General features: G+C 72.8%; 18 protein-coding genes. 2 read left to right on the top strand and 16 right to left on the bottom strand.

From position 1 onward, the window contains the following. The 8 genes from LPT13_RS10210 to LPT13_RS10175 all read right to left on the bottom strand — a co-directional run. Positions 1-312, bottom strand: a 312-nt coding sequence (locus LPT13_RS10210) for a hypothetical protein (RefSeq protein ID WP_242166208.1), incomplete at its 3' end; no start/stop codon positions are given. A gap of 48 nt (positions 313-360) precedes the next feature. Then, positions 361-873: an antiterminator LoaP gene (gene loaP, locus LPT13_RS10205; protein WP_242166206.1), complete on the bottom strand. Its 513-nt coding sequence runs from the start codon at positions 871-873 to the stop codon at positions 361-363. Positions 874-1381: 508 nt separating this feature from the next. Beyond that, on the bottom strand, positions 1382-1990 hold the full coding sequence (locus tag LPT13_RS10200) for an antitermination protein NusG (RefSeq protein ID WP_242166204.1): 609 nt from the start codon (positions 1988-1990) through the stop codon (positions 1382-1384). Between the two features lie 438 nt (positions 1991-2428). Continuing rightward, positions 2429-2914, bottom strand: a complete 486-nt coding sequence (gene coaD, locus LPT13_RS10195; RefSeq protein ID WP_242166202.1) for a pantetheine-phosphate adenylyltransferase — start codon at positions 2912-2914, stop codon at positions 2429-2431. Next, positions 2911-3543 carry a 16S rRNA (guanine(966)-N(2))-methyltransferase RsmD gene (rsmD, locus tag LPT13_RS10190; RefSeq protein WP_242166201.1) on the bottom strand — a complete coding sequence of 211 codons (633 nt, stop codon included), beginning with the start codon at positions 3541-3543 and terminating at the stop codon, positions 2911-2913. The genes coaD and rsmD overlap by 4 nt, the downstream gene beginning before the upstream one ends. Before the next feature lie 18 nt (positions 3544-3561). Continuing rightward, positions 3562-5781, bottom strand: a complete 2220-nt coding sequence (locus LPT13_RS10185; RefSeq protein ID WP_242166200.1) for an ATP-dependent DNA helicase RecG — start codon at positions 5779-5781, stop codon at positions 3562-3564. Between the two features lie 19 nt (positions 5782-5800). Continuing rightward, positions 5801-7432, bottom strand: coding sequence for a DAK2 domain-containing protein (locus LPT13_RS10180; protein WP_242166199.1), 1632 nt, complete (start codon positions 7430-7432; stop codon positions 5801-5803). 69 nt (positions 7433-7501) lie between these two features. Continuing rightward, on the bottom strand, positions 7502-7849 hold the full coding sequence (locus tag LPT13_RS10175; protein ID WP_242166198.1) for an Asp23/Gls24 family envelope stress response protein: 348 nt from the start codon (positions 7847-7849) through the stop codon (positions 7502-7504). Between the two features lie 286 nt (positions 7850-8135). Here LPT13_RS10175 and rpmB point away from each other — a divergent pair, with 286 nt between their 5' ends. Further along, on the top strand, positions 8136-8327 hold the full coding sequence (rpmB, locus tag LPT13_RS10170) for a 50S ribosomal protein L28 (protein WP_347264279.1): 192 nt from the start codon (positions 8136-8138) through the stop codon (positions 8325-8327). 126 nt (positions 8328-8453) lie between these two features. On the opposite strand, the gene LPT13_RS10165 is transcribed toward rpmB, so the two are convergent. The 5 genes from LPT13_RS10165 to rpe form a co-directional block, all read right to left on the bottom strand. After that, positions 8454-9173, bottom strand: coding sequence for a zinc ribbon domain-containing protein (locus tag LPT13_RS10165; RefSeq protein WP_242166196.1), 720 nt, complete (start codon positions 9171-9173; stop codon positions 8454-8456). A gap of 131 nt (positions 9174-9304) precedes the next feature. After that, the gene (locus LPT13_RS10160) at positions 9305-10243 is read right to left on the bottom strand and encodes a Nif3-like dinuclear metal center hexameric protein (protein WP_242166195.1); all 939 of its coding nucleotides are present in this window, start codon (positions 10241-10243) and stop codon (positions 9305-9307) included. 122 nt (positions 10244-10365) lie between these two features. Beyond that, on the bottom strand, positions 10366-11181 hold the full coding sequence (locus LPT13_RS10155) for a histidinol-phosphatase HisJ family protein (RefSeq protein ID WP_242166194.1): 816 nt from the start codon (positions 11179-11181) through the stop codon (positions 10366-10368). Positions 11182-11342: 161 nt separating this feature from the next. Then, the gene (locus LPT13_RS10150) at positions 11343-12557 is read right to left on the bottom strand and encodes a cysteine desulfurase family protein (RefSeq protein ID WP_347264271.1); all 1215 of its coding nucleotides are present in this window, start codon (positions 12555-12557) and stop codon (positions 11343-11345) included. A gap of 4 nt (positions 12558-12561) precedes the next feature. Beyond that, positions 12562-13266 carry a ribulose-phosphate 3-epimerase gene (gene rpe / locus LPT13_RS10145; RefSeq protein ID WP_242166193.1) on the bottom strand — a complete coding sequence of 235 codons (705 nt, stop codon included), beginning with the start codon at positions 13264-13266 and terminating at the stop codon, positions 12562-12564. 359 nt (positions 13267-13625) lie between these two features. Here rpe and LPT13_RS10140 point away from each other — a divergent pair, with 359 nt between their 5' ends. After that, the gene (locus LPT13_RS10140) at positions 13626-14108 is read left to right on the top strand and encodes a methylated-DNA--[protein]-cysteine S-methyltransferase (RefSeq protein WP_242166190.1); all 483 of its coding nucleotides are present in this window, start codon (positions 13626-13628) and stop codon (positions 14106-14108) included. Positions 14109-15004: 896 nt separating this feature from the next. On the opposite strand, the gene LPT13_RS10135 is transcribed toward LPT13_RS10140, so the two are convergent. The 3 genes from LPT13_RS10135 to der form a co-directional block, all read right to left on the bottom strand. Continuing rightward, positions 15005-16009, bottom strand: a complete 1005-nt coding sequence (locus LPT13_RS10135; protein WP_242166188.1) for an NAD(P)H-dependent glycerol-3-phosphate dehydrogenase — start codon at positions 16007-16009, stop codon at positions 15005-15007. 132 nt (positions 16010-16141) lie between these two features. Beyond that, positions 16142-16879 carry a glycerol-3-phosphate 1-O-acyltransferase PlsY gene (gene plsY / locus LPT13_RS10130; protein ID WP_242166186.1) on the bottom strand — a complete coding sequence of 246 codons (738 nt, stop codon included), beginning with the start codon at positions 16877-16879 and terminating at the stop codon, positions 16142-16144. A gap of 41 nt (positions 16880-16920) precedes the next feature. Further along, positions 16921-18234 carry a ribosome biogenesis GTPase Der gene (gene der / locus LPT13_RS10125; RefSeq protein WP_242166184.1) on the bottom strand — a complete coding sequence of 438 codons (1314 nt, stop codon included), beginning with the start codon at positions 18232-18234 and terminating at the stop codon, positions 16921-16923. Positions 18235-18255 lie beyond the last annotated feature (21 nt).

Raw genomic sequence — 18255 nt, 5'->3', positions numbered from 1 at the left:
CGCGGCGGCGTCGGCGACGGCGGGGTCGGGGGCCTCGGGGGCCTCGTAGCCGGCGAGCTCGCGCACGGCGTAGCGGCGCGCCCGGGGCGGCACCGTCGCGGCGCCCGCGGGGCGCGCGGCGCCGGCGACCCGGGCGCGCAGGCGCGGGTTGTTGGCCCCGCCGGCCGCCTCGGCCCGCTCCTCCTCGACGTACTCGGCCAAATCGTCGAAGGTGAGCAGCATCGCGCCCGACTGCGACGGGCTCGACTGCATGCGCCGCCTGGGGCGCGCGGGGGCGGCGTCTTCTTGGTAGTCTATCTCGTTGTCAGCCAATGCTTCTATCGGTTTGTTCTCTTTGGGCGGTGCTTGCGTTCTGGGAAATCAGCGGGGCTTGCGGAGGATCTCGAGGCCGACGGGAACCTCGGCCACCCGGCCGAGGATGCGCAGCTCGAGCACGGCGCGGCGCTTGCGGCGGTTGATGCGCTTGACCTGCGCCTCCTTGCCGACGAGCGGGCCGTCCACGATGCGGACGATGCCGCCCTCGACGACCGCGTGCGACATGTCCACCACGCGGTGGCCACGGCGCGTGAAGGCGTCGATCCAGGCCACCTCCTCGTCGTCGAGCGGCAGGAACTCGCCGTCCACGTCGAGGAGCCGCGCGAAGTCCGGCAGCCGATCGAGCGCCGCGCGCAGCCTGCGGGGCTGCGCGGTATCGACGATCAGGTAGCCCGGGAAAAGGGGCTCCTCCACGGTGCTCCACGTATCGCCCACGCGATGGGCCACGCTGCGCCGCGGCACGAAGCACTCCGCGTACAGGCTCGGATCGACCCGCTCCTCGATGAGGCGGCAGGCCGCGGCCTCGCGTCCGGTGCTCACGTGGACCACGTACCACATGGCTGCTCCCTTCCCGGCCCCTCCGGGCCCGGCGCGCGAGAGCAGCGCTCCCGCGACGGGGCGCGGCGGCGCCGACGGCCCCTCGGCCGCCCCATCGCTGCGCCTCGCGGCCGACCGGGCGCGGCACGCCCGGCGAGCCTGCGGACATGGCTTCGCCGCCGGCCCCCTCGGGCCGTCCTTCGCAGCCGCGACGCGCGCAGCCGGCCGACGCCCTCAGGCGACCGGGCCGGCCCCGCGCATGGCTTCGCCCCGGCCGCCCACAGGCGACCTGAGGGCCGCGTCCGCGCCACCTTCCCCACTGAGGCCAAGCGGCACGGCTTCGCCATCCAAGGCCCAAGGGCCCTGGTCGCGGCTTCGCCTATTTCCCTCCCGCGCTTATACGAGACGCCGAACGCGGCCTCGCCTTACACGACGGGATATGCGTGCAGTTTCCTGCGGAGAAACCGAGGGAGGAGCCGGCCGGCCGCTCGCTCGGGCTCTCCGCAAGAGGCTGCGGAAGAACGGCAGGTCAGCTCTTGGAGACCACCTCCAGGCCCACCTTGAGGCCGCGGGCGCCGGCCGGCAGAGCGGAGGGGGATGCGGAAGACGGGCTGCGGCCCAGCAGCACCTCGTCGGCGCGCGACGGGTCGAGCCAGGCGGCGCGGCGGTGGCGGTCGACGTGGCAGACGAGCCCCTCCCGCCCGGCGAGCGGGCCGGACTCCACCATCAAGCGCCCGTCCTCGATGCGCCCGCGTGACGTGCGCACCACGTGGTCGGCCCCGCCGAGTACGGCCAAGAGCTCCGCCTCAGCATCGGAGAGCGCGGCCACGCGTCCGTCGGCGGCCAGCACGTCGGCGGCCTGGGTCGAGCGGGCGAGGAGGCGCGCGACGGCCTCGGGATCGTCGGCGTCGAGCAGCAGGTAGCCGGGAAGCAGCAGGTCGGTGGCGTAGCCCCACTCCCCCGCCTTCTGGCGCGGCATCTGGCGGCGCAGCGGGAAGCACGCCCGCACGGCGTCGCCGGCAAGGGACGCGACGAAGCGCGCCGCCGCGTCCTCGCGGGACGGGACGGCCTGCACGACGTAGCGCGCCAGGGGCGCGGCGGCAGGTTGCTGGATGAGGGGATCGCCCGCCCGCGACAAGGCGGGGCGGGCGGAGGAACGGGACGCGCCCGGAACCAGGCGCGCGGAAGAGGCTACGCGGCGGCTGCGAGGGCTACCTTGAAGCGGCTGCCCCCCCCCGCGAGGTTTGTCGGTATGTGTCAGCATCAGCTGGCTCACGGCTCTTCTCGTCCTCGTCTCCTTGACGGATAACGCCCCTCACCTGCGGTAAGGGAGCGTTGTAGTTCAGTTGAATATAGTAGCACAGCGCCCTGGACGCGCCAGGGGGCGTTCATGACTGACCAATTATCGGTACAACTCTCCACAACTCGGAGAAAGGTTCGTCGGCGAGCGGCTGACGAGACGGGGAATGAGGGGCCTTCACCTCCTGCGGGGCTCTTGGTAGCACCGCGGTGGCTCCCCCAGCGCGCGTGGCGACGACGCGACTACGAGGGAGGGAGGAGATCGCGGAAGAGGGCGCTACTCAGCGCGGGGGAACTTCGCCTCCAGGGCCTCTCGCACGCAGGCGGGGACGAACTGGTCGAGCTCACCGTGGAAGGAGGCTATCTCGCGCACCACCGAGGAGGACAGGTACATGTACTCCGGAGGCGACATGATGAAGATGGTCTCGAGCTGGCTATCGAGCTGGTAGTTGAGCGCCGTCTGCTGGAACTCGTACTCGAAGTCGGTGATGGCGCGCAGGCCCTTCACCACCACGCGGGCGTCCATCTGCCGCGCGAAGTCGATGAGCAGGCAGTCGAAGGGCTCCACCCGGACGTTGGGCAGGTGCGCCGTGGCCTCGCGCGCGAGCGCCACGCGCTCCTCGAGCGAGAACAGCGGCCGCTTCTTGGCCGAGGCCGCCACGGCCACCACCACCTCGTCCATGATCTGGGCGGCACGGGTGATGACGTCGAGGTGCCCCGCGGTGATGGGGTCGAAGGTGCCGGGGGTCAGGGCGCGTCTCATCGGGTCTCCTCCTCGTGGGGCGTGGCGGGCGGCTCGGCGCCCTCGGTGCGCGCGCCGTCGGGGCGCAGCAGGTCTATGACAGTATCGCCCCAGGCGCGGCGCGTGGCAACGGCGAGGCCGGCCGACGCGGCCAGATCGTCTACCGCGGCACTCGCCGCCGCGTCGTGCTCGTAGGACACGAGGGCGTCGCCCGCCAGCAGCCCCGCCGCGGCGAGGCGCGCGACGAGCGCCAGCACGTCGGCTGGGTCGGTGGCGTAGGGCGGGTCGAGGAATACCAAGTCGTAGGGCTTTCCCATCCGCGGCACCGCCGCCTTGAGGACGTCGGCGCGGCGCACGCGGGCGCGATCGGACCCGTAGCCGAGCAGCCGCGCGTTGGCCTCGACCACCCTCACGGCCGCGCCGTCGCGCTCCACCAGGCACGCGGCGGCCGCCCCGCGCGAGAGCGCCTCGAGCGCCAGCGCGCCCGACCCCGCGAAGGCGTCGAGCACCACGGCGCCGTCGAAGCCGCCCCGCGCGCTCGCCAGCATGGACATGAGCGACTCGCGCACGCGGTCGGTCGTGGGGCGGGTGCCGTCCCCCTTGGGCGCCTTCAGCACGCGCCCCTTGTGCTCGCCCGCGATGATGCGCATGGCCTTCCTTCCTCTTCCCTACCCGCCGGACGGGGCGTCGGCGTGGGAGGCGAGGATGCGCACCTCGCGGGCCAGCGCCCGGTGCTCGGGGGCCTCGAGGGCCGGATCCTCCTCCAGCAGCGCCGCCGCGTCGGCGTGGGCCGCCTCGATGATGCGCCCGTCGCGCACCACGTTCACGAGCTTGAGCCCCGAGGCGCCGTGCTGGCGGTTGCCGAGGATGTCGCCCTCGCGGCGCAGCGACAGGTCGAACGACGCCAGCTCGAAGCCGTCGTCGGTGCGCTCCATGGCCCCCAGGCGCTGGAGCGCCGCGTCCTGCTTGGACGCCGAGACCAGGAACACCTCGGCCGGCTTCTCGCCGCGGCCGACGCGGCCCCGCAGCTGGTGGAGCTGCGAGAGGCCGAAGCGGTCGGCGTCCTCGATGATCATGACCGTGGCGTTGGGCACGTCCACGCCCACCTCGATGACGGTCGTGGCCACCAGGACCCCGATCTCGCCGGCGCGGAACCGATCCATGACCTGCTTCTTCTCCGCCGCGGTCATCCCCCCGTGCAGGAGCGCCACCTCGTAGTCGGCGAAGGTGGACGACTGGAGCATGGCCGCCTCGCGCGTGGCGGCGGCCACGTCGTCGCCGGCCAGGTCGGCCTCCGACTCGATGCTCACCACCGGGTGCGCCGCGCCGTCCTCCTCGTCGCGCGCGGCCGCCGCCTTGGCGTCGCGCTCCTCGGTGCCCTTGCCGATGAGCGGGCACACCACGTAGACCTGCTCGCCGCGCCCGAGCGCCTCGCGCGCCGCGTCGTAGGCGACGCCGCGCCGCTCCTTGGTCACCACGCGGGTGGCCCGCGCCGCGCCGGCGTGCGGCTTCTCGCGGATGTAGGACAGCGTCAGGCTGCCGAACAGCGCGAGCGCCAGCGTGCGCGGGATGGGCGTGGCCGTCAGGTAGACGGCGTCGGGCGCCTCGCCCTTCGCCAGCAGGCGCGCCCGCTGGTCGACGCCGAAGCGCTGCTGCTCGTCGATGACCACGAGCGTCAGGTTTCTCGGCGCCACGTCGTCCTCGAGCAGCGCGTGGGTGCCGATGAGCACGTCGGTGGTGCCCCCGGCCACGCGCGCGAGGATGGCCTCGCGCTCGGCCGCCGGGGTCGAGCCGGTCAGCACGTCGTAGGTGACGCCCGCCGCGTCCAGGAGCGGCCCCAGGCTGCGCCCGTGCTGGACGGCGAGCACCTCGGTCGGCGCCATGAGCAGGGCCTGCCCGCCCGTGTCGGCGGCCGCGGCCAGGCCGAAGGCGGCCACGGCGGTCTTGCCGGTGCCCACGTCGCCCAGGATCATGTGGTTGGCCGTGCGCGGCGCGGCCATCACGGCCAGAAGGTCGCGGCGCGCCTGATCCTGCTCGCCGGTGAGCGAGAACGGCAGCGCCTCGCCCAGGCGGCGCAGGTACGGCCCGTCGGCGACGTGGGACACGGGCGTGCGCCCGGCGCTGCGCCGCGCGCCCTCCTGCATGAGGAACAGCTCGAGCACCAGCAGCTCCTCGTAGGCCAGCCGCCGGCGCGCCTCGGCCACCTCGCCCATCGTCTGCGGGAAGTGGATGCACGACAGCGCCGACCCGCGACTCATCAGGCGGTACTTCTCGCGCAGGGAGAGCGGCAGCGGGTCGTAGAGCCCGCGCACCGCCGCCAGCGCGTTCTCGGCCAGCCGGCGCATCCACGCGGGGGAGAGCTTCTCGGTGGCCGGGTGCACGGGGATGATCATGGCCGCGGCCTGGCCGCCCTCCACCTTCTCCAGGTAGGGGTTGGTCATGCGCTTGAAGCCGTAGTCGAACTCGACCTTGCCCGCGACGGCCACCACGTCCCCCGCCCTCACCTGGTCCATCAGCCACGGCTGGCGGAAGCACGTCACCATGAGGGTGCCCGTGCCGTCGACGAGCGCCATCTCCACGAGCGGGAGGTTGGGCCGCGGGCGCTTGAGCTTGATCTCGTGGACGGTGCCGCGCACGGTGCACGACTCGCCGATGCGCGCGTCGGCCACGGTGCGCACAGCCGACAGGTCGACGTAGCGCCGCGGGAAGTGGGTCACCAAATCGCGCACGGTGCGGATGCCGAGCTTCTCGAGGGCTTTGGCGCGCGCCGGGCTCACCAGGCGCACGCGGCCCACCGGCTCGTCGAGGGCGAGGGTGGCCGCCAGACGGTCGGGCGCCCCCGCGGGGGCGCCCTCGTGAGCGGCTCTCTTTCGGGTGGCGGCGGCCAAGCGCGGGCGGGTCGGGGCGCTACTCGACCGACAGGATGACCGGGTAGAGGGGCTGGCCGCCGCGGTGGGCGTCCACCTCCAGGTCCTCGTAGGCCTCCTCGATGGCGGCGACGAGCGCCTGGAAGTCGTCCTCGGCCAGGTCCTCGCCGGCCAGAAGCGTGCAGGTGTCGGCGTCGTCGGCCTCCATCGCGGCCAGCAGGTCCATCACCACGCCGGGCACCGTCGCGCCCACCGCGTCGATGGAGCCGTCGCAGATGCCGATGACGTCGCCCTCGGCGATGGGGTTGCCCGCCGCGTCGTGGGAGTCCTTGATGGCGGTGGTGACCTCGCCGGTGCGCACGTCGGCGTAGGCGGCGGTCATCTCCTCGACGTTGGTCTCGAGCGAGGCGTCCTGGTCGACGGCGAACAGGGCCGCGAAGGCCTGGGGCACGCTCTTGGTGGGCACCACGGCGCACGGGCGCTCGGAGAGCTCCGCGGCGCTCTGGGCAGCCATGATGATGTTGGAGTTGTTCGGCAGGATGACGATGGCGTCGGCGTTCACCTGCTCGGCGGCGTCCAGCAGATCCTTGGTGGAGGGGTTCATGGTCTGCCCGCCGGAGACGACCACGTCGACCCCCAGGCTGCGCAGGATCTCGGCGTTGCCCTCGCCCGCGGCCACGGCCACGAACCCGAGCGGCTTGGCCTCGGCCTGCTGCTCGGCGGCCAGCTTCTCGGTGCGCTCCTCGCTCTGGAGCTGCATGTTGTGGATGAACACCTCGGATATCTGGCCGCGCTCCAGGAAGTAGGCGAGCACCTTGTCCGGCGTGTTGGAGTGGACGTGCACCTTGAACTTGGGCACCGAGCCCACGCACAGCTCGCAGTCGCCCATGGTGGCCAGAAACTCGAGCGCCTCGTCGGTGTCGAGGGCGTCGGAGTCCACCAGAAACTCGTTGCAGTAGCGGAAGGCCGAGCCCTCCCAGTCGTTGATCTGCTCGATCTCCACCTTGGGGGCGGCGCCGCGGGCGAAGGCCAGCTCGTCGCCGAGGGTGCCCTCCTTGCCCGTGAGGGCCGAGGCGAAGGAGTCGAAGAAGATGGCCAGGCCGAAGCCGCCGGCGTCCACCACGCCGTTCTCCTTGAGCACGGGGAGCAAATCGGGCGTGCGCTGGACCGACGCGTAGGCCTCGGCGACGACGGCCTCGAGGGCCTCGTCGGTGGCCAGGCCCAGCTTCGCGGCGTTGACGGCCGCCTGGGCGCTGTCGCGCAGGACGGTGAGGATGGTGCCCTCGACCGGCTTGCGCACGGCCTGGAAGGCGACCTCGACGGCCTTCTCGAAGGCCGTGGCCAGCGACGCGGCGGTCATGCCCTCCCAGCCGACCGTGCCCTCGCACAGGCCGCGCAGGATCTGCGAGGTGATGACGCCGGAGTTGCCGCGCGCGCCCATGAGCGCGCCGGTGGTGATGGCCTTGCGGATCTCGGCGCCCTCGGCCCCGATGGGCAGGCGCGCCAGGTTCCCCACGACGCTCTCGATGGTCAACGACATGTTGGTGCCGGTGTCGCCGTCGGGCACGGGGAAGACATTGAGGCGGTTGATCTCCTCCTTGCGGGACGAGAGCGCCTTGCTGGCGGCCGCGATGGCGTTCAGGATGTCGTTAGAGGTGTAGGCGGTTGGCATGGCGGGTGTTTCTCCTTAGGGGATGCGGGGCCGTGGAAGGCGGGCCCTCCTTCTGGCTGGGAAGGGGCGCTAGCGGCGCACCTTGACGTCCTGGACGTGGACCTCCACGCCGGCCAGCGGGACCCGCGCGTACTCGGAGAGCACGAAGCTCACCTGGTCGATGAGGTTGCGCGACACCGTGGAGATGTTGGTGCCGTACTCGATGACGACGTAGAGCTCGACGTGGATGCCCTCCTCGGTGGCATCCACCACCACGCCGCGGCGCAGGCGCGAGTTGGGGAGGATCTTGGCGATGCCGTCAGCGGCGTTGGGAGCGGTCATGCCGACGACGCCGTAGCACTCCATGGCCGCGTTGCCGACCATGTCGGCCAGCACGTCGTTGGCGACGTGGAGCTCACCGGGGATAGTAGTGTCCATGATGCTCCTTTCAGGCTCGGCCGCCGCGGGCGGCCGCGAGGGGGAGGCGCGTGAGGTGCCTTTAACTCAACCTGGTAGTATAGCGCAAGGCCCCGCGGCCACGGCCGGCCGGTGGCGGGCGGCGCATAATGCACAAAACGCACGGTGGGCGCCGGGCGGGCGCGGGGGCGTGGGGCGAGGCGGCGGGTTCCCCATTTTCTTCTTGATGGCCGTTGCGCGGTGTGCTATAGTTTGAGGGCTTTTGTGTCCCGTGTGGGTTAACCAAGTAACAATGGAGTTGATAGAAATGTCCAAGGTTTGTGAAGTTTGCGGTAAGCACCCCGTCGCCGGTCGTAGCATCAGCCACTCGCACCGCGTGTCCAATCGCGTCTTCCGCCCCAACGTGCAGAAGATCACCATCAAGGACTCGAACGGCCACGTGCGCAAGGCCAATGTCTGCACGTCCTGCATGAAGGCCGGCAAGGTCGAGCGCGCCTAGCGCCTCCCCTGTCGCCGCGGCTCCTCCGGGACGCCGCACCGCATGAAGCCCGCCATCGCGGGCTTTTTTGCGTTTGGCGCGCGCCTCGCCCGTCTCGCGCTCGCGCGGCGGGCGGGACGCGCGGCGCTAGGCGATGATGAGGAGGCGCTTGCAGGCCGGGCAGGTGCCGAGCGGCGCCTGGGCCTTGAGGTCGATGAGGCGGCCGCCCTCGATGACGGCGCGGCAGGTGCCGCAGCGGTTGCCGTCGAGGCGCCCCACGGCCACGCCGCCGGACCGCGCCGCGGCCCGGTCGTAGAGGTCGAGCACCTCGGGCGAGCAGGACGCGGCGGCCGCGGCGCGCTGGGCCTGCATCTGGGCGATGGTGTTCTTGAGCGAGCCGCCCTCGCGCTGGAACGACTCGACGAGCGAGCGCTCCTGGGCGTCCAGCTCGTCGAGGGCGCGGGCGATCTGGGCCGCGAGCCCGTCGATCTTGGCCAGCTCGTCGGCGGCGGCGTCGTGGTCGGCGGCCAGGGTCGCGCGGCGCTTGGCGATGCCGGCCAGCTCCTTGGTGCGCGCCTCGGCGTTGCGGAAGTCGCCGTGGGCCGCCTCGATGGCCGCCTGGACGCCCGTCTCCTTCTTGGCGAGCGACGCGTCCTCGTCGGTGATGCGCGTGATCTTCTTGCGCGCCTCCCTCTGCAGGCCCTCGACCTGGGCGCGCTTGGCCTCGATCGACTCGCGCTTCTGGCGCGTCGCCAGGATGGCCTCGCGCTGGGGTAGTTCCTCGAGCTGCTTGGTCTGGCGCATGATCTCCAGGTCGATCTGCTGGATCTGGAGCAGGGCGGCCAGGTCGTCCCGTGAAACCTGCATAAGGTCCCATCCTTTCGTCAGCGGCGCTCCTCGGCGTGTCTGACCCCATGATAATGCTCGACCCCGCCTCGGGCGGGGTCGATGGGGAGTTTTTTCCGGCATTTAACGTCGGCCGTGCGCGGGCCGCGGCGCTAGATGCGGATGGCCTCGGGGTAGGCCCAGTTGTCAGCCTGGTCGATGACGATGACGCGGTCGTCGGGCACGCCCGCCTTGAGCAGCGCCTCGGCCAGGACCGCCACGAGCGGCAGCTCGCTCACGTCGTGGCCCAGCTCGATGACGGCCAGCCCCGCGCCGGCCAGCGCCAGCGCCTCGTGGTACTTCACCTCGCCGCAGATGAGGCAGTCGACGCCCTGGGCGAGCGCCGCGCGGCCGAGCGAGCCGGCCGAGCCGGTGGCCGTGGCCGCCGTGCGCACGGGCGCATCGAAGTCGCCCCACACGCGGGGCTGGCGCCCGAAGACCGACGTGCAGCGCGCGGCCAGGCGGCCGAGCGTCTCGGGCTCCTCGCCGGCGGCGCGCACGGCACACACCTGGCCGTAGCCCTTGCGCTTGGAGCCGGCCAGCGGCTCGAGGAACGCGCCCTTGGGGGCGAGCCCCAGCATGCCGGGCAGCACCCGGGCCGCCCGCGGGCTCACGTCGAGCGCGGTGTGGAAGTCCATGAGCGCCACCTGCGACTGGATGGCGGCCCACACGCCCGCCCCGGGGCAGAGCGCATCCGACGCCTCCGGCGCGAAGGCATCGGGAGCGGCGAGGAAGGCGGGGTGGTGCGTGACGAGCACGTTGGCGCCGTCGCGCGCGGCCTCGTGGATGGCGGCCACCGTCGGGTCGAGGGCCACGGCCACCTTCCGCACGGGCAGTGCCCGCTCCCCCACCAGCACGCCGGTGCGATCCCAGCTCTCGGCGTCGGCGGCCGGGAACTCCCTGAGCAGCGCCGACTCCAGCCCGCCCACGGTCATCGCGAAGCCCTGCTTGGCCAGCGCGCCGGACGGCCGCTCCGCCAGCGCCCCGGCATCACCGGCCGCGCGGGCGGCGCCGTCGGTCGCATCCTTGTCCCTGCGGGTGAAAAACGCCATGTCGATCAGCCTCTTCCCATCGTTCGCGTGCCTTCTCGGGCAAACCATAGCGCACGGCGGCGGCCCGGCGGGGGCGCCGCGCGCGGCCCTACAGGATTCCCACGATACGCCGCGCGGGCCCCCTAGGCCAGCGGCACCTCGCGGCGGTCGCCCGACCTGGTGGGAACCGTTACGCAGCGGTAACCGGCGGCGGCCATGAGGGCGTAGCCGCGCTCGATGTCGCGGGCGACGTTGGCCGGGTCGTGGGCGTCGGTGCCCACGGTGCAGGGCGCGCCGGCGCGGCGGAACGCGGCCAGGAGCGCCGGGGCCGGGAACATCTCGGCGCAGGCGTAGTAGCTCCCCGACGTGTTCACCTCCACCATGCGCCCGCCCGCGGCGGCGGCCTCGGCCATGGCCCCGTAGAGGGGCGCGGGGTCGAAGGAGGGCATGAAGCCGAACTTCTTGGCCAGGTCGGGGTGGCTCATGACGTGGAAGGGCTGGGCAGGGTCGGACGCGGCCTGGCACCACAGCTCGACGTAGCGCCGCCAGATGCGGTCGGGCGCCCCCGGCTCGTCCCAGGCGCCGCGCTGGGCCGGGTCGTCGAAGGGCCAGGCGTCCACGAAGTGCACCGAGCCCAAGATGAGCTCGAAGGGGGCCAGGTCGTCCGCGGTGAGGCCGCGGTCCTCGTCGGGGCCCAGGTAGTCCAGCTCGCAGCCGCAGATGATGTCGAGGGCGGGATGGTCGGCCCGCGCCTGCTCGACGGCGGCCAGGTAGGCGGGGATGTCGGCGGCGGGCACCGACAGGTAGCCGTCGGGGTCGAGGGCGGCCGAGAGCGGGAAGTGCTCGGTGAAGGCGAGCGTGGCGATGCCGGCGGCCTCGGCCGCGCGGGCGTAGTCGGCCACCTCGCCGGCCCCGTGGCCGCAGTAGCGCGAGTGGCAGTGCGTGTTGACGAGCTCCAACGTTCCAGTCCCTTCCCGCCGCCGCCCCGGAGCGCGCGACGCGTCCTCTCCTCCCGCCGCCGCCCAGGGCGCGCGGCGTCCTCTTCCTGCCGCCACGCCTCCTCGGGCGCGCGGCGCGTCTTCCCCGGGCCCGCCCGGCCCCCGCCGGCGGACCCGCCCTCCTACCAGTCGAGCGCCCGGGCCATGGCGGCCAGGAGCCCCTCGACGTCGGACTCGGTGGTGTAGCGGCCCATCGACACCCGCAGGGCGCCCTGGGCCCGGTCGGCCGGCACGCCCATGGCACGCAGCACGTGGCTCGGCTCGAGCGAGTGCGACGAGCAGGCCGAGCCGCCCGACACGCCGAAGCCCAGCATGTCCAGGCGCAGGATGAGCGTCTGGCTCTCGTAGCCGTCGACGAGCACGTGCACGACGTTGGGCAGGAAGTCGCGACTCCCCGGCGCCACGTCCACCGTGGCCTCGACGGGCCCCAACGCCGTGAGCCCGGCGTAGAGCCGGTCGCGCAGGACGCGCAGGCGGGCCGCCTCGTCCTCCATCGAGGACTGGGCCGCCACCGCCGCGGCCGCGAAGCCCGCGATGCCGGCCACGTTCTGCGTGCCGCTGCGCAGGCCGGATTCCTGGCCGCCGCCCAGCAGGAAGGGCGCAAACGGCGTGCGGGCGCGCAGGTACAGGGCGCCCACGCCCTTGGGGCCGCCGATCTTGTGGGCTGAGAACGAGGCCGCGTCCACGTCGAGCGCTCCCACGTCGACGGGCGCCTTCCCCAGCGCCTGGACGGCGTCGGTGTGGAAGAGCGCGCCCGCCTCGTGGGCGCAGGCGGCGAGCTGGGCGATGGGCTGGATGCTGCCCACCTCGGAGTTGGCGGCCTGCACCGACACGAGGACGGTATGCGGCGTGAGCGCCTCCTCGAGCGCGCGCACCTCGACGAAGCCCGAGGCGTCGGGGCGCAGGCGGGTCACCTCGAAGCCGAGGGCCTCCAGGCGCTTGGCGGGCGCGAGCACCGCGTCGTGCTCGATGGCCGAAACGATGACGTGGGGCGTGACGTCGCCCTTCCCGGCGCGGCGGTAGACCTCGCGCGCGCCCTCGGCCAGGCCGAGGATGGCCGCGTTGTCGGCCTCGGTGGCGCCGGAGGTGAGGATGACCTCGGAGGGGCGCCGGGCGCCGAGCGCGCCGGCCAGCGCGCGCCGGGCCTCCTCCAGGGCGGCGAAGGCGGCGCGGCCCGGGCCGTGGAGCGAGTTGGCGTTGCCCCCGCAGGCGATGTTCGCGCGGCCGGGCTCTTGGTAGGGCGCCATGGCCGCGGCGGCCTCCTCGCAAAGCGGCGCGGTGGCGGCGTAGTCCAGGTAGGCGTAGGACCCGTCGGCGACGGGCGCGGCGGCGGCCACGGCGCTACGCCCCCGCCGCCGCGAGAGCGGCCAACCGCGCGGCGTCGGCGGCCGCGGCCACCTCGCGCAGGGCGGCACCCGGGTCGTCAGCGGCGAACACCGCGTTGCCGCAGACCAGCACGTCGGCGCCGGCGGCGGCCACGAGCGGCGCCGTGGCCGGCCCGATGCCGCCGTCCACCTGGATGAGCGGCGCCACGCCGAGGGCCCGGGACGCGGCGACCACCTGGGCCACCTTTCCCTCGCTGCCGGCGATGTAGCTCTGGCCCGAGAACCCGGGCTCCACGCTCATGACGAGCACCATGTCCACCTCGCCGAGCACCGGCAGCAGCGCCTCGACGGGCGTGCCCGGCTTCACGGACACCGCGGGCGCGCAGCCCGACTCGCGGATGAGCGCCACCGCGCGGACGAGCTCGTCGACCCCGAGGGCCTCGGCGTGCACGGTGATCGAGTCGGCGCCCGCGTCGACGAACCAGGGGATCTGCTCGAGCGGGTTGGCGATCATGAGGTGCACGTCCATGGGCAGCTCGGTCGCGCGCGACAGCTGCTTGAGCAGCGGCACGCCCATGGTGAGGTTGGGCACGAAGTGGCCGTCCATAACGTCGACGTGCACGTAGCCGGCGCCGGCCTCCTCGATGGCGGCGATGTCGGCGCGCAGGTTCATGAAGTTGGCCGACAGGATGGACGGCGCGATCTTGACAGGTTGGAACATGGGGCTCCCTCGGGTCGGGCAGCGCGGGCGATGCGGGCGGCCGCGTCTGCGCTTCCATCAGCGGGTTCCCATTCTAGCGCAACGCCGCCGCGCCCGGCGCCCCCGTTGACGGGGCGCAACGCGGAAGGCGGGCGGGACGGCGGGCGGCAGGCGCGTGCCGCTCGAAGCAGGCGCGCGCGGGGGGGCGGGGCGGGGCGGGGCGCGGGCGGGACAGGAGGTGCGGGGGCGGGGCGGGGGACGAGGGACGCGGGGCGGGTGGCCTCCCGCGGCCGCGCGCCCCGGGCCCGGCGGGCGCGCCGGGCGGCCCGCTGCGGCGCCGGGGCTATAATGGGGCCACGCGCCGGACAGGAAGGAGCGCCGTGGCCGACCCCGCGCAGACCCACTACCTCTACCGCACCCCCTACGGGCCCGTCACCATCGGGGCCACGCGGCGCGCCGTCACCGCCGTCGTCCTGGGCGAGGCGGCGCTGCCCGGGCCGTGCCGTCCCACCGACCTCACCAACCGCTGCGCCACCGAGCTCATGGAGTACCTGGCCGGCAAACGCCGCGCCTTCTCGGTGCCCGTCGCGCCCGCCGGCACCGACTTCCAGCAGCGCGTGTGGCGCGCCCTGCGCGCGATCCCCTACGGTCAGACGCGCACCGCCGCCGACATCGCCGCGGCCATCGGCTCGCCCGCGTCCTACCGCCTGGTGGGCGCCGCCGTGCGCGCGAACCCCGCCGCCGTGCTCGTCCCGTGCCACCGCGTGGTGGGCGCGGGAGGGCGCACCCCCGGCGCCGGCCGCGCCGCCCGCATGCGCGAGGCCTGCCTCAAGCTCGAGCGCCGCGCGCTGGCCGCCGAGTAGCGCCAGGCGGGCGGCACCCCCTCGCGACCTCCCCGGATTCCCCCCTCCCCTTTCCTTCCCTTCCTTCCCCCAACCCTCCCGCATCCCCTCTCCCACCCCCCTCCCTCCCCTCCCTCCCCTCCCTCCTCTTCCGCGCCCCCATCCAGATCCCCTCTCCTTCCCTCGCCCCCTCGAATCCCCACTCCCCGCTCCCCACTTCCCACTTCTCCCTTCTTTCTTCTTGCCCCTCCCCTCCTTCTTCCTCTCCCTCTCTTCCCCCCTTTCCTTTCCCTTCCCCCCGACAAGATTCCTGGCCGCTTTTGCCATGAATTACGCAGGTCTCCGCGCCAGATGGCCGCTTTGGGCGCGAATTACGCAGGATCAGGCCCCGTCGGGGCGGATCTGGCGGGCGACGATGCGGAATTCGTGGCGAAAACGGCCAGGAATCCCGGAACGCGGGCAAAAAAAAGGGCCGCCCCGGATGGGGGGTCCGGGGCGGCTTCCAATACGCACGGAGGAGAAGGGGGAAACGTGCGCATGCATGAGGTCAACTGCAGGATTGAGAGAGAGGAGGGTTCACGCAGGAGACGAGACAGTCGGCCTCTTGGGTTGTCAAGGTCGTCCGGGAGGCGCGGCCCTCGCCGCCAGGCCCTCGCTGGGCCCCTCCCTTCTGGCTGACGCCAGCATAGAGCGCCAAAACGCCCCCGCGCCGGGCACGGAGGCGTTTTTCACGGTCGCGTATGGCTTTCGTTGCTGGCGCGAAACCTGGGGTGCGCGGGGTCGCGAGCGGCCGCGCGGGGCGCCTCGGGCGAGGCGGGGTCGGCGCGAGGCGCGCAGCATGACGCGGGGCGCCGCGCGAGCGGACGCGCAGCGCGACGGGGCGCCACACGCGGCCGCGCGGCCCGGGCACGGGGGCGCTACAGCCCGTAGAACTCCGTGGTCAGCGGGCGGTCGCCCAGAAGGAGCGCCGCCTCGCGCGGGTCGGCGCCCTCCCACACGATGGCGCGCACCGTGTCGGTGATGGGCAGGTCGACCCCGTGCTCGCGGGCGAGCACGTCGAGGGTCTTGCAGGCCAGCGCGCCCTCGACCACCATGTGGTTGTCGGCCTCGAAGTCGGCCAGGGTGCGGCCGCGCACGACGTACTCCTCGCCGAAGCGGCGGTTGCGCGAGTGGCGCGACATGCAGGTGACCACCATGTCGCCGGCGCCGGCCAGCCCCATGCAGGTGAGCGCCTCGCCGCCGCAGGCCACCACCATGCGGCTCATCTCGGCCAGGCCGCGCGTGATGAGCATGGCCGCCGTGTTGTCGCCGAAGCCCAGCCCGTAGCTCACGCCCACGGCGATGGCGATGACGTTCTTGAACGCCGCGCACAGCTCCACGCCCACCGTGTCGTCGGAGGTGTAGGCGCGGAAGGTGTCGTTGGCCAGCGCGTCGCGGAAGAAGACGGCCGTCTCGGGCGACGAGCAGGCCACCACGCTCGCCGAGGGCTGCCCCTTGATGACCTCCTCGGCGTGGTTGGGGCCCGACAGCACCGCGATGCGGTCGCGGTTGCCCAGCTCCTGCTCCATGACGGCCACGGGGAGCAGCCCGGTGTCGGCCTCGGCGCCCTTCGAGCAGATGAGGACGGGCATCTCGGCGTCGACCACGTCGGCGAGCGCCCGGCCCACGCCGCGCAGCAGGTGCGAGGGCGTCACCACCAGCACGCCGCGGGCGCGCAGGAGCGTGTCGCGGTAGGAGGTGGTGGCGACGATGCCCGCCGAGAGCTCCTCGTCGGGGAAGTAGCGCGTGTTGCGGTGCTCGGCGTTGATCGCCTTCACGACCTCGGGCTTGCGCGCCCACAGGCCCACGTTGGCCCCGTTGGTCGCCAGCACCTGCGCGAGCGCCGTGCCCCACGACCCGGCTCCGATGACGGCTATCTTCATGACGCGTGCCTCCTTACTCGCCCGCTTCCCTGCGGCTTCGCGGCGCCGACCGCGCCTCCGCCCGCTTCCCGATCGCGTCTAAGGCGGGGCGCCTGGGCACCTGCCCCAGGCCCGCCCGGCGCCCGCGCCGCGCTAGCCCGCGGCGGGCTCCTTCTTCTTGTCGCCGATGCGCCGCTCGGTGCCGTGGCGCAGCCTGTCGATGTTGCCGCGGTGCGCCCACACCACCACGAGCGCCGTCGCCGTGATGACGGCCCAGCACGGCCAGTCGCCCCAATAGTAGTAGAGCGCGAACAGCGGGCAGGCCACCGCCGCCGCCACCGAGCCGACCGAGACATAGCGCGTCGCGAGCACCAGCACGGCGAAGATGGCGATCTCCAGGAGCGCGCCCACCGGCCCGAACACGAAGAACAGCGCGCCCACGGCCACCGCGATGCCCTTGCCGCCGCGCCAGCCGAGCCACGGGCTGAAGATGTGCCCGAGCGTGCAGCCGGCGAAGGCGACGGCCAGCGCCACCTGGCGGGCCAGGCGCGCGGCGTCCATGACGGCGTCGGCCTTGTCCAGGCCGCAGAAGGCGAGCAGCGGCGTGACCTGCGGCAGCCCCGTGGCCGCCGAGTCGGCCGCGAGCACGCCCGCCAGCGCGACGGCGAGCGCCCCCGACGCGACGCCCTTGCCGAAGTCGAGCACGAACACCGCCGCGCCGCCGGCCTTGCCGAGCGAGCGCATGGCGTTGGTGGTGCCGATGTTGCCCGAGCCCTCGTCGCGGATGTCCTTGTGGAACACGAGGCGGGATATGACCACGCCCCAGGGGATCGAGCCCAAGAGGAACGTGACGACGAACAGGATGAGGAGCATTCCGAGAGCAGAGAGCATGAAGCGCGGGCCTTCCCTTTCTTACCGACCGCCGGGCGCGGCTAGTCCTTCTTCTTGAACTTGAGGCGGATGGGGGTGCCCGTCAGGTCGAAGGCCTGGCGCAGGCGGTTCTCGAGGTAGCGCTCGTAGTTGTCGTCCACGATGTCGGGGCGGTTGCAGAAGAAGGTGAACTGCGGCGGGCACGTCGACGTCTGCGTGACATACTTCATGCGCAGGATGGCCTTGCCCTTGGATATGGTGTGGCCGCTCTCGCGGATGCCCGACAGGAAGTTGTTGAGCTGGGCGGTGGGGATGGTCTTGGCGTAGTTGGCGTAGGCCTCGTCGATGAGCGTCCAGATGCGGTCGACCTTCTTGCCGGTGAGCGCGCAGACGGCCACCACCGGCGCGTAGCCGACGAAGGTCATGCGGTCCTCGATGCGCTCGCGGATGTCGGCCTTAGCCTCGGGGCCCTCCACCAGGTCCCACTTGTTGAGCACGATCACCATGGCGCAGCCGCGCTCGGCGGCGTAGCCCGCCACGCGCTGGTCCTCGTTGGTCAGCCCGATGGAGCCGTCGATGACGAGCAGCGCCACGTCGGCGCGGTCGATGGCGCGCATGGCGCGGACGAAGCCGTAGTACTCCACGTCCTGGTCGATCTGGCTCTTGCGGCGCAGGCCCGCCGTGTCGACGATGCGGTAGAGCTCGCCGTCGTGCTCGACCAGCGTGTCGATGGCGTCGCGGGTGGTGCCGGCCACGTCCGACACGATGGAGCGCTCGTTGTTGGTGAGCTTGTTGGTGAGCGAGCTCTTCCCCGCGTTGGGGCGGCCGATGATGGCCACGTTGATCGCCGGGACCTCCTCGTGGGGCTCCAGGTCGAGCTTGCGCAGCTCGGCCACCACCTCGTCGAGGATGTCGCCCGTGCCGTGGCCGTGCATGGCGCTCACGGGCCACGGGTCGCCGAGCCCGAGCTGGTAGAACTCCCACAGCCCGTCCTCGCGCGCCGGGTTGTCCATCTTGTTGACGGCCAGGAAGATGGGCTTGGACGACTTGCGCAGGATGCGCGCCACCTCCTCGTCGTCGGCGTTGATGCCCGTGCGGCCGTCCACGAGGAAGATGATGACGTCGGCCTCGCGCGTGGCCTCGAAGGCCTGGGCGGTGATGGATCCCTGGAAGGCGTCGTCGCCGCCCATCTCGATGCCGCCGGTGTCGATGAGGGTGAAGTCGACGCCGTTCCAGTCGGCGGTGTGGTAGGAGCGGTCGCGGGTGACGCCGCGCATCTCGTGGACGATGGCCTCGTCCACCTGGGCGATGCGGTTCACGAGCGTGGACTTGCCCACGTTGGGGCGGCCCACGACGGCGACGATGGGAAGTGCCATGGCGTGTCCTCACGTACGGCG

The sequence above is a fragment of the Adlercreutzia faecimuris genome (genome assembly GCF_022669055.1).
Taxonomy (GTDB): domain Bacteria; phylum Actinomycetota; class Coriobacteriia; order Coriobacteriales; family Eggerthellaceae; genus Enterorhabdus; species Enterorhabdus faecimuris.
This window is presented reverse-complemented; position numbering and strand designations above follow the sequence as displayed.

What these genes read in the sequence shown, in the direction of transcription:
- loaP (WP_242166206.1), bottom strand. Translation starts at nt 873, where the DNA reads ATGTGGTACGTGGTCCACGTGAGCACCGGACGCGAGGCCGCGGCCTGC.
- coaD (WP_242166202.1), bottom strand. Translation starts at nt 2,914, where the DNA reads ATGAGACGCGCCCTGACCCCCGGCACCTTCGACCCCATCACCGCGGGG.
- rsmD (WP_242166201.1), bottom strand. Translation starts at nt 3,543, where the DNA reads ATGCGCATCATCGCGGGCGAGCACAAGGGGCGCGTGCTGAAGGCGCCC.
- LPT13_RS10180 (WP_242166199.1), bottom strand. Translation starts at nt 7,432, where the DNA reads ATGCCAACCGCCTACACCTCTAACGACATCCTGAACGCCATCGCGGCC.
- LPT13_RS10175 (WP_242166198.1), bottom strand. Translation starts at nt 7,849, where the DNA reads ATGGACACTACTATCCCCGGTGAGCTCCACGTCGCCAACGACGTGCTG.
- rpmB (WP_347264279.1), top strand. Translation starts at nt 8,136, where the DNA reads ATGTCCAAGGTTTGTGAAGTTTGCGGTAAGCACCCCGTCGCCGGTCGT.
- LPT13_RS10165 (WP_242166196.1), bottom strand. Translation starts at nt 9,173, where the DNA reads ATGCAGGTTTCACGGGACGACCTGGCCGCCCTGCTCCAGATCCAGCAG.
- LPT13_RS10160 (WP_242166195.1), bottom strand. Translation starts at nt 10,243, where the DNA reads ATGGCGTTTTTCACCCGCAGGGACAAGGATGCGACCGACGGCGCCGCC.
- rpe (WP_242166193.1), bottom strand. Translation starts at nt 13,266, where the DNA reads ATGTTCCAACCTGTCAAGATCGCGCCGTCCATCCTGTCGGCCAACTTC.
- LPT13_RS10135 (WP_242166188.1), bottom strand. Translation starts at nt 16,009, where the DNA reads ATGAAGATAGCCGTCATCGGAGCCGGGTCGTGGGGCACGGCGCTCGCG.
- plsY (WP_242166186.1), bottom strand. Translation starts at nt 16,879, where the DNA reads ATGCTCTCTGCTCTCGGAATGCTCCTCATCCTGTTCGTCGTCACGTTC.
- der (WP_242166184.1), bottom strand. Translation starts at nt 18,234, where the DNA reads ATGGCACTTCCCATCGTCGCCGTCGTGGGCCGCCCCAACGTGGGCAAG.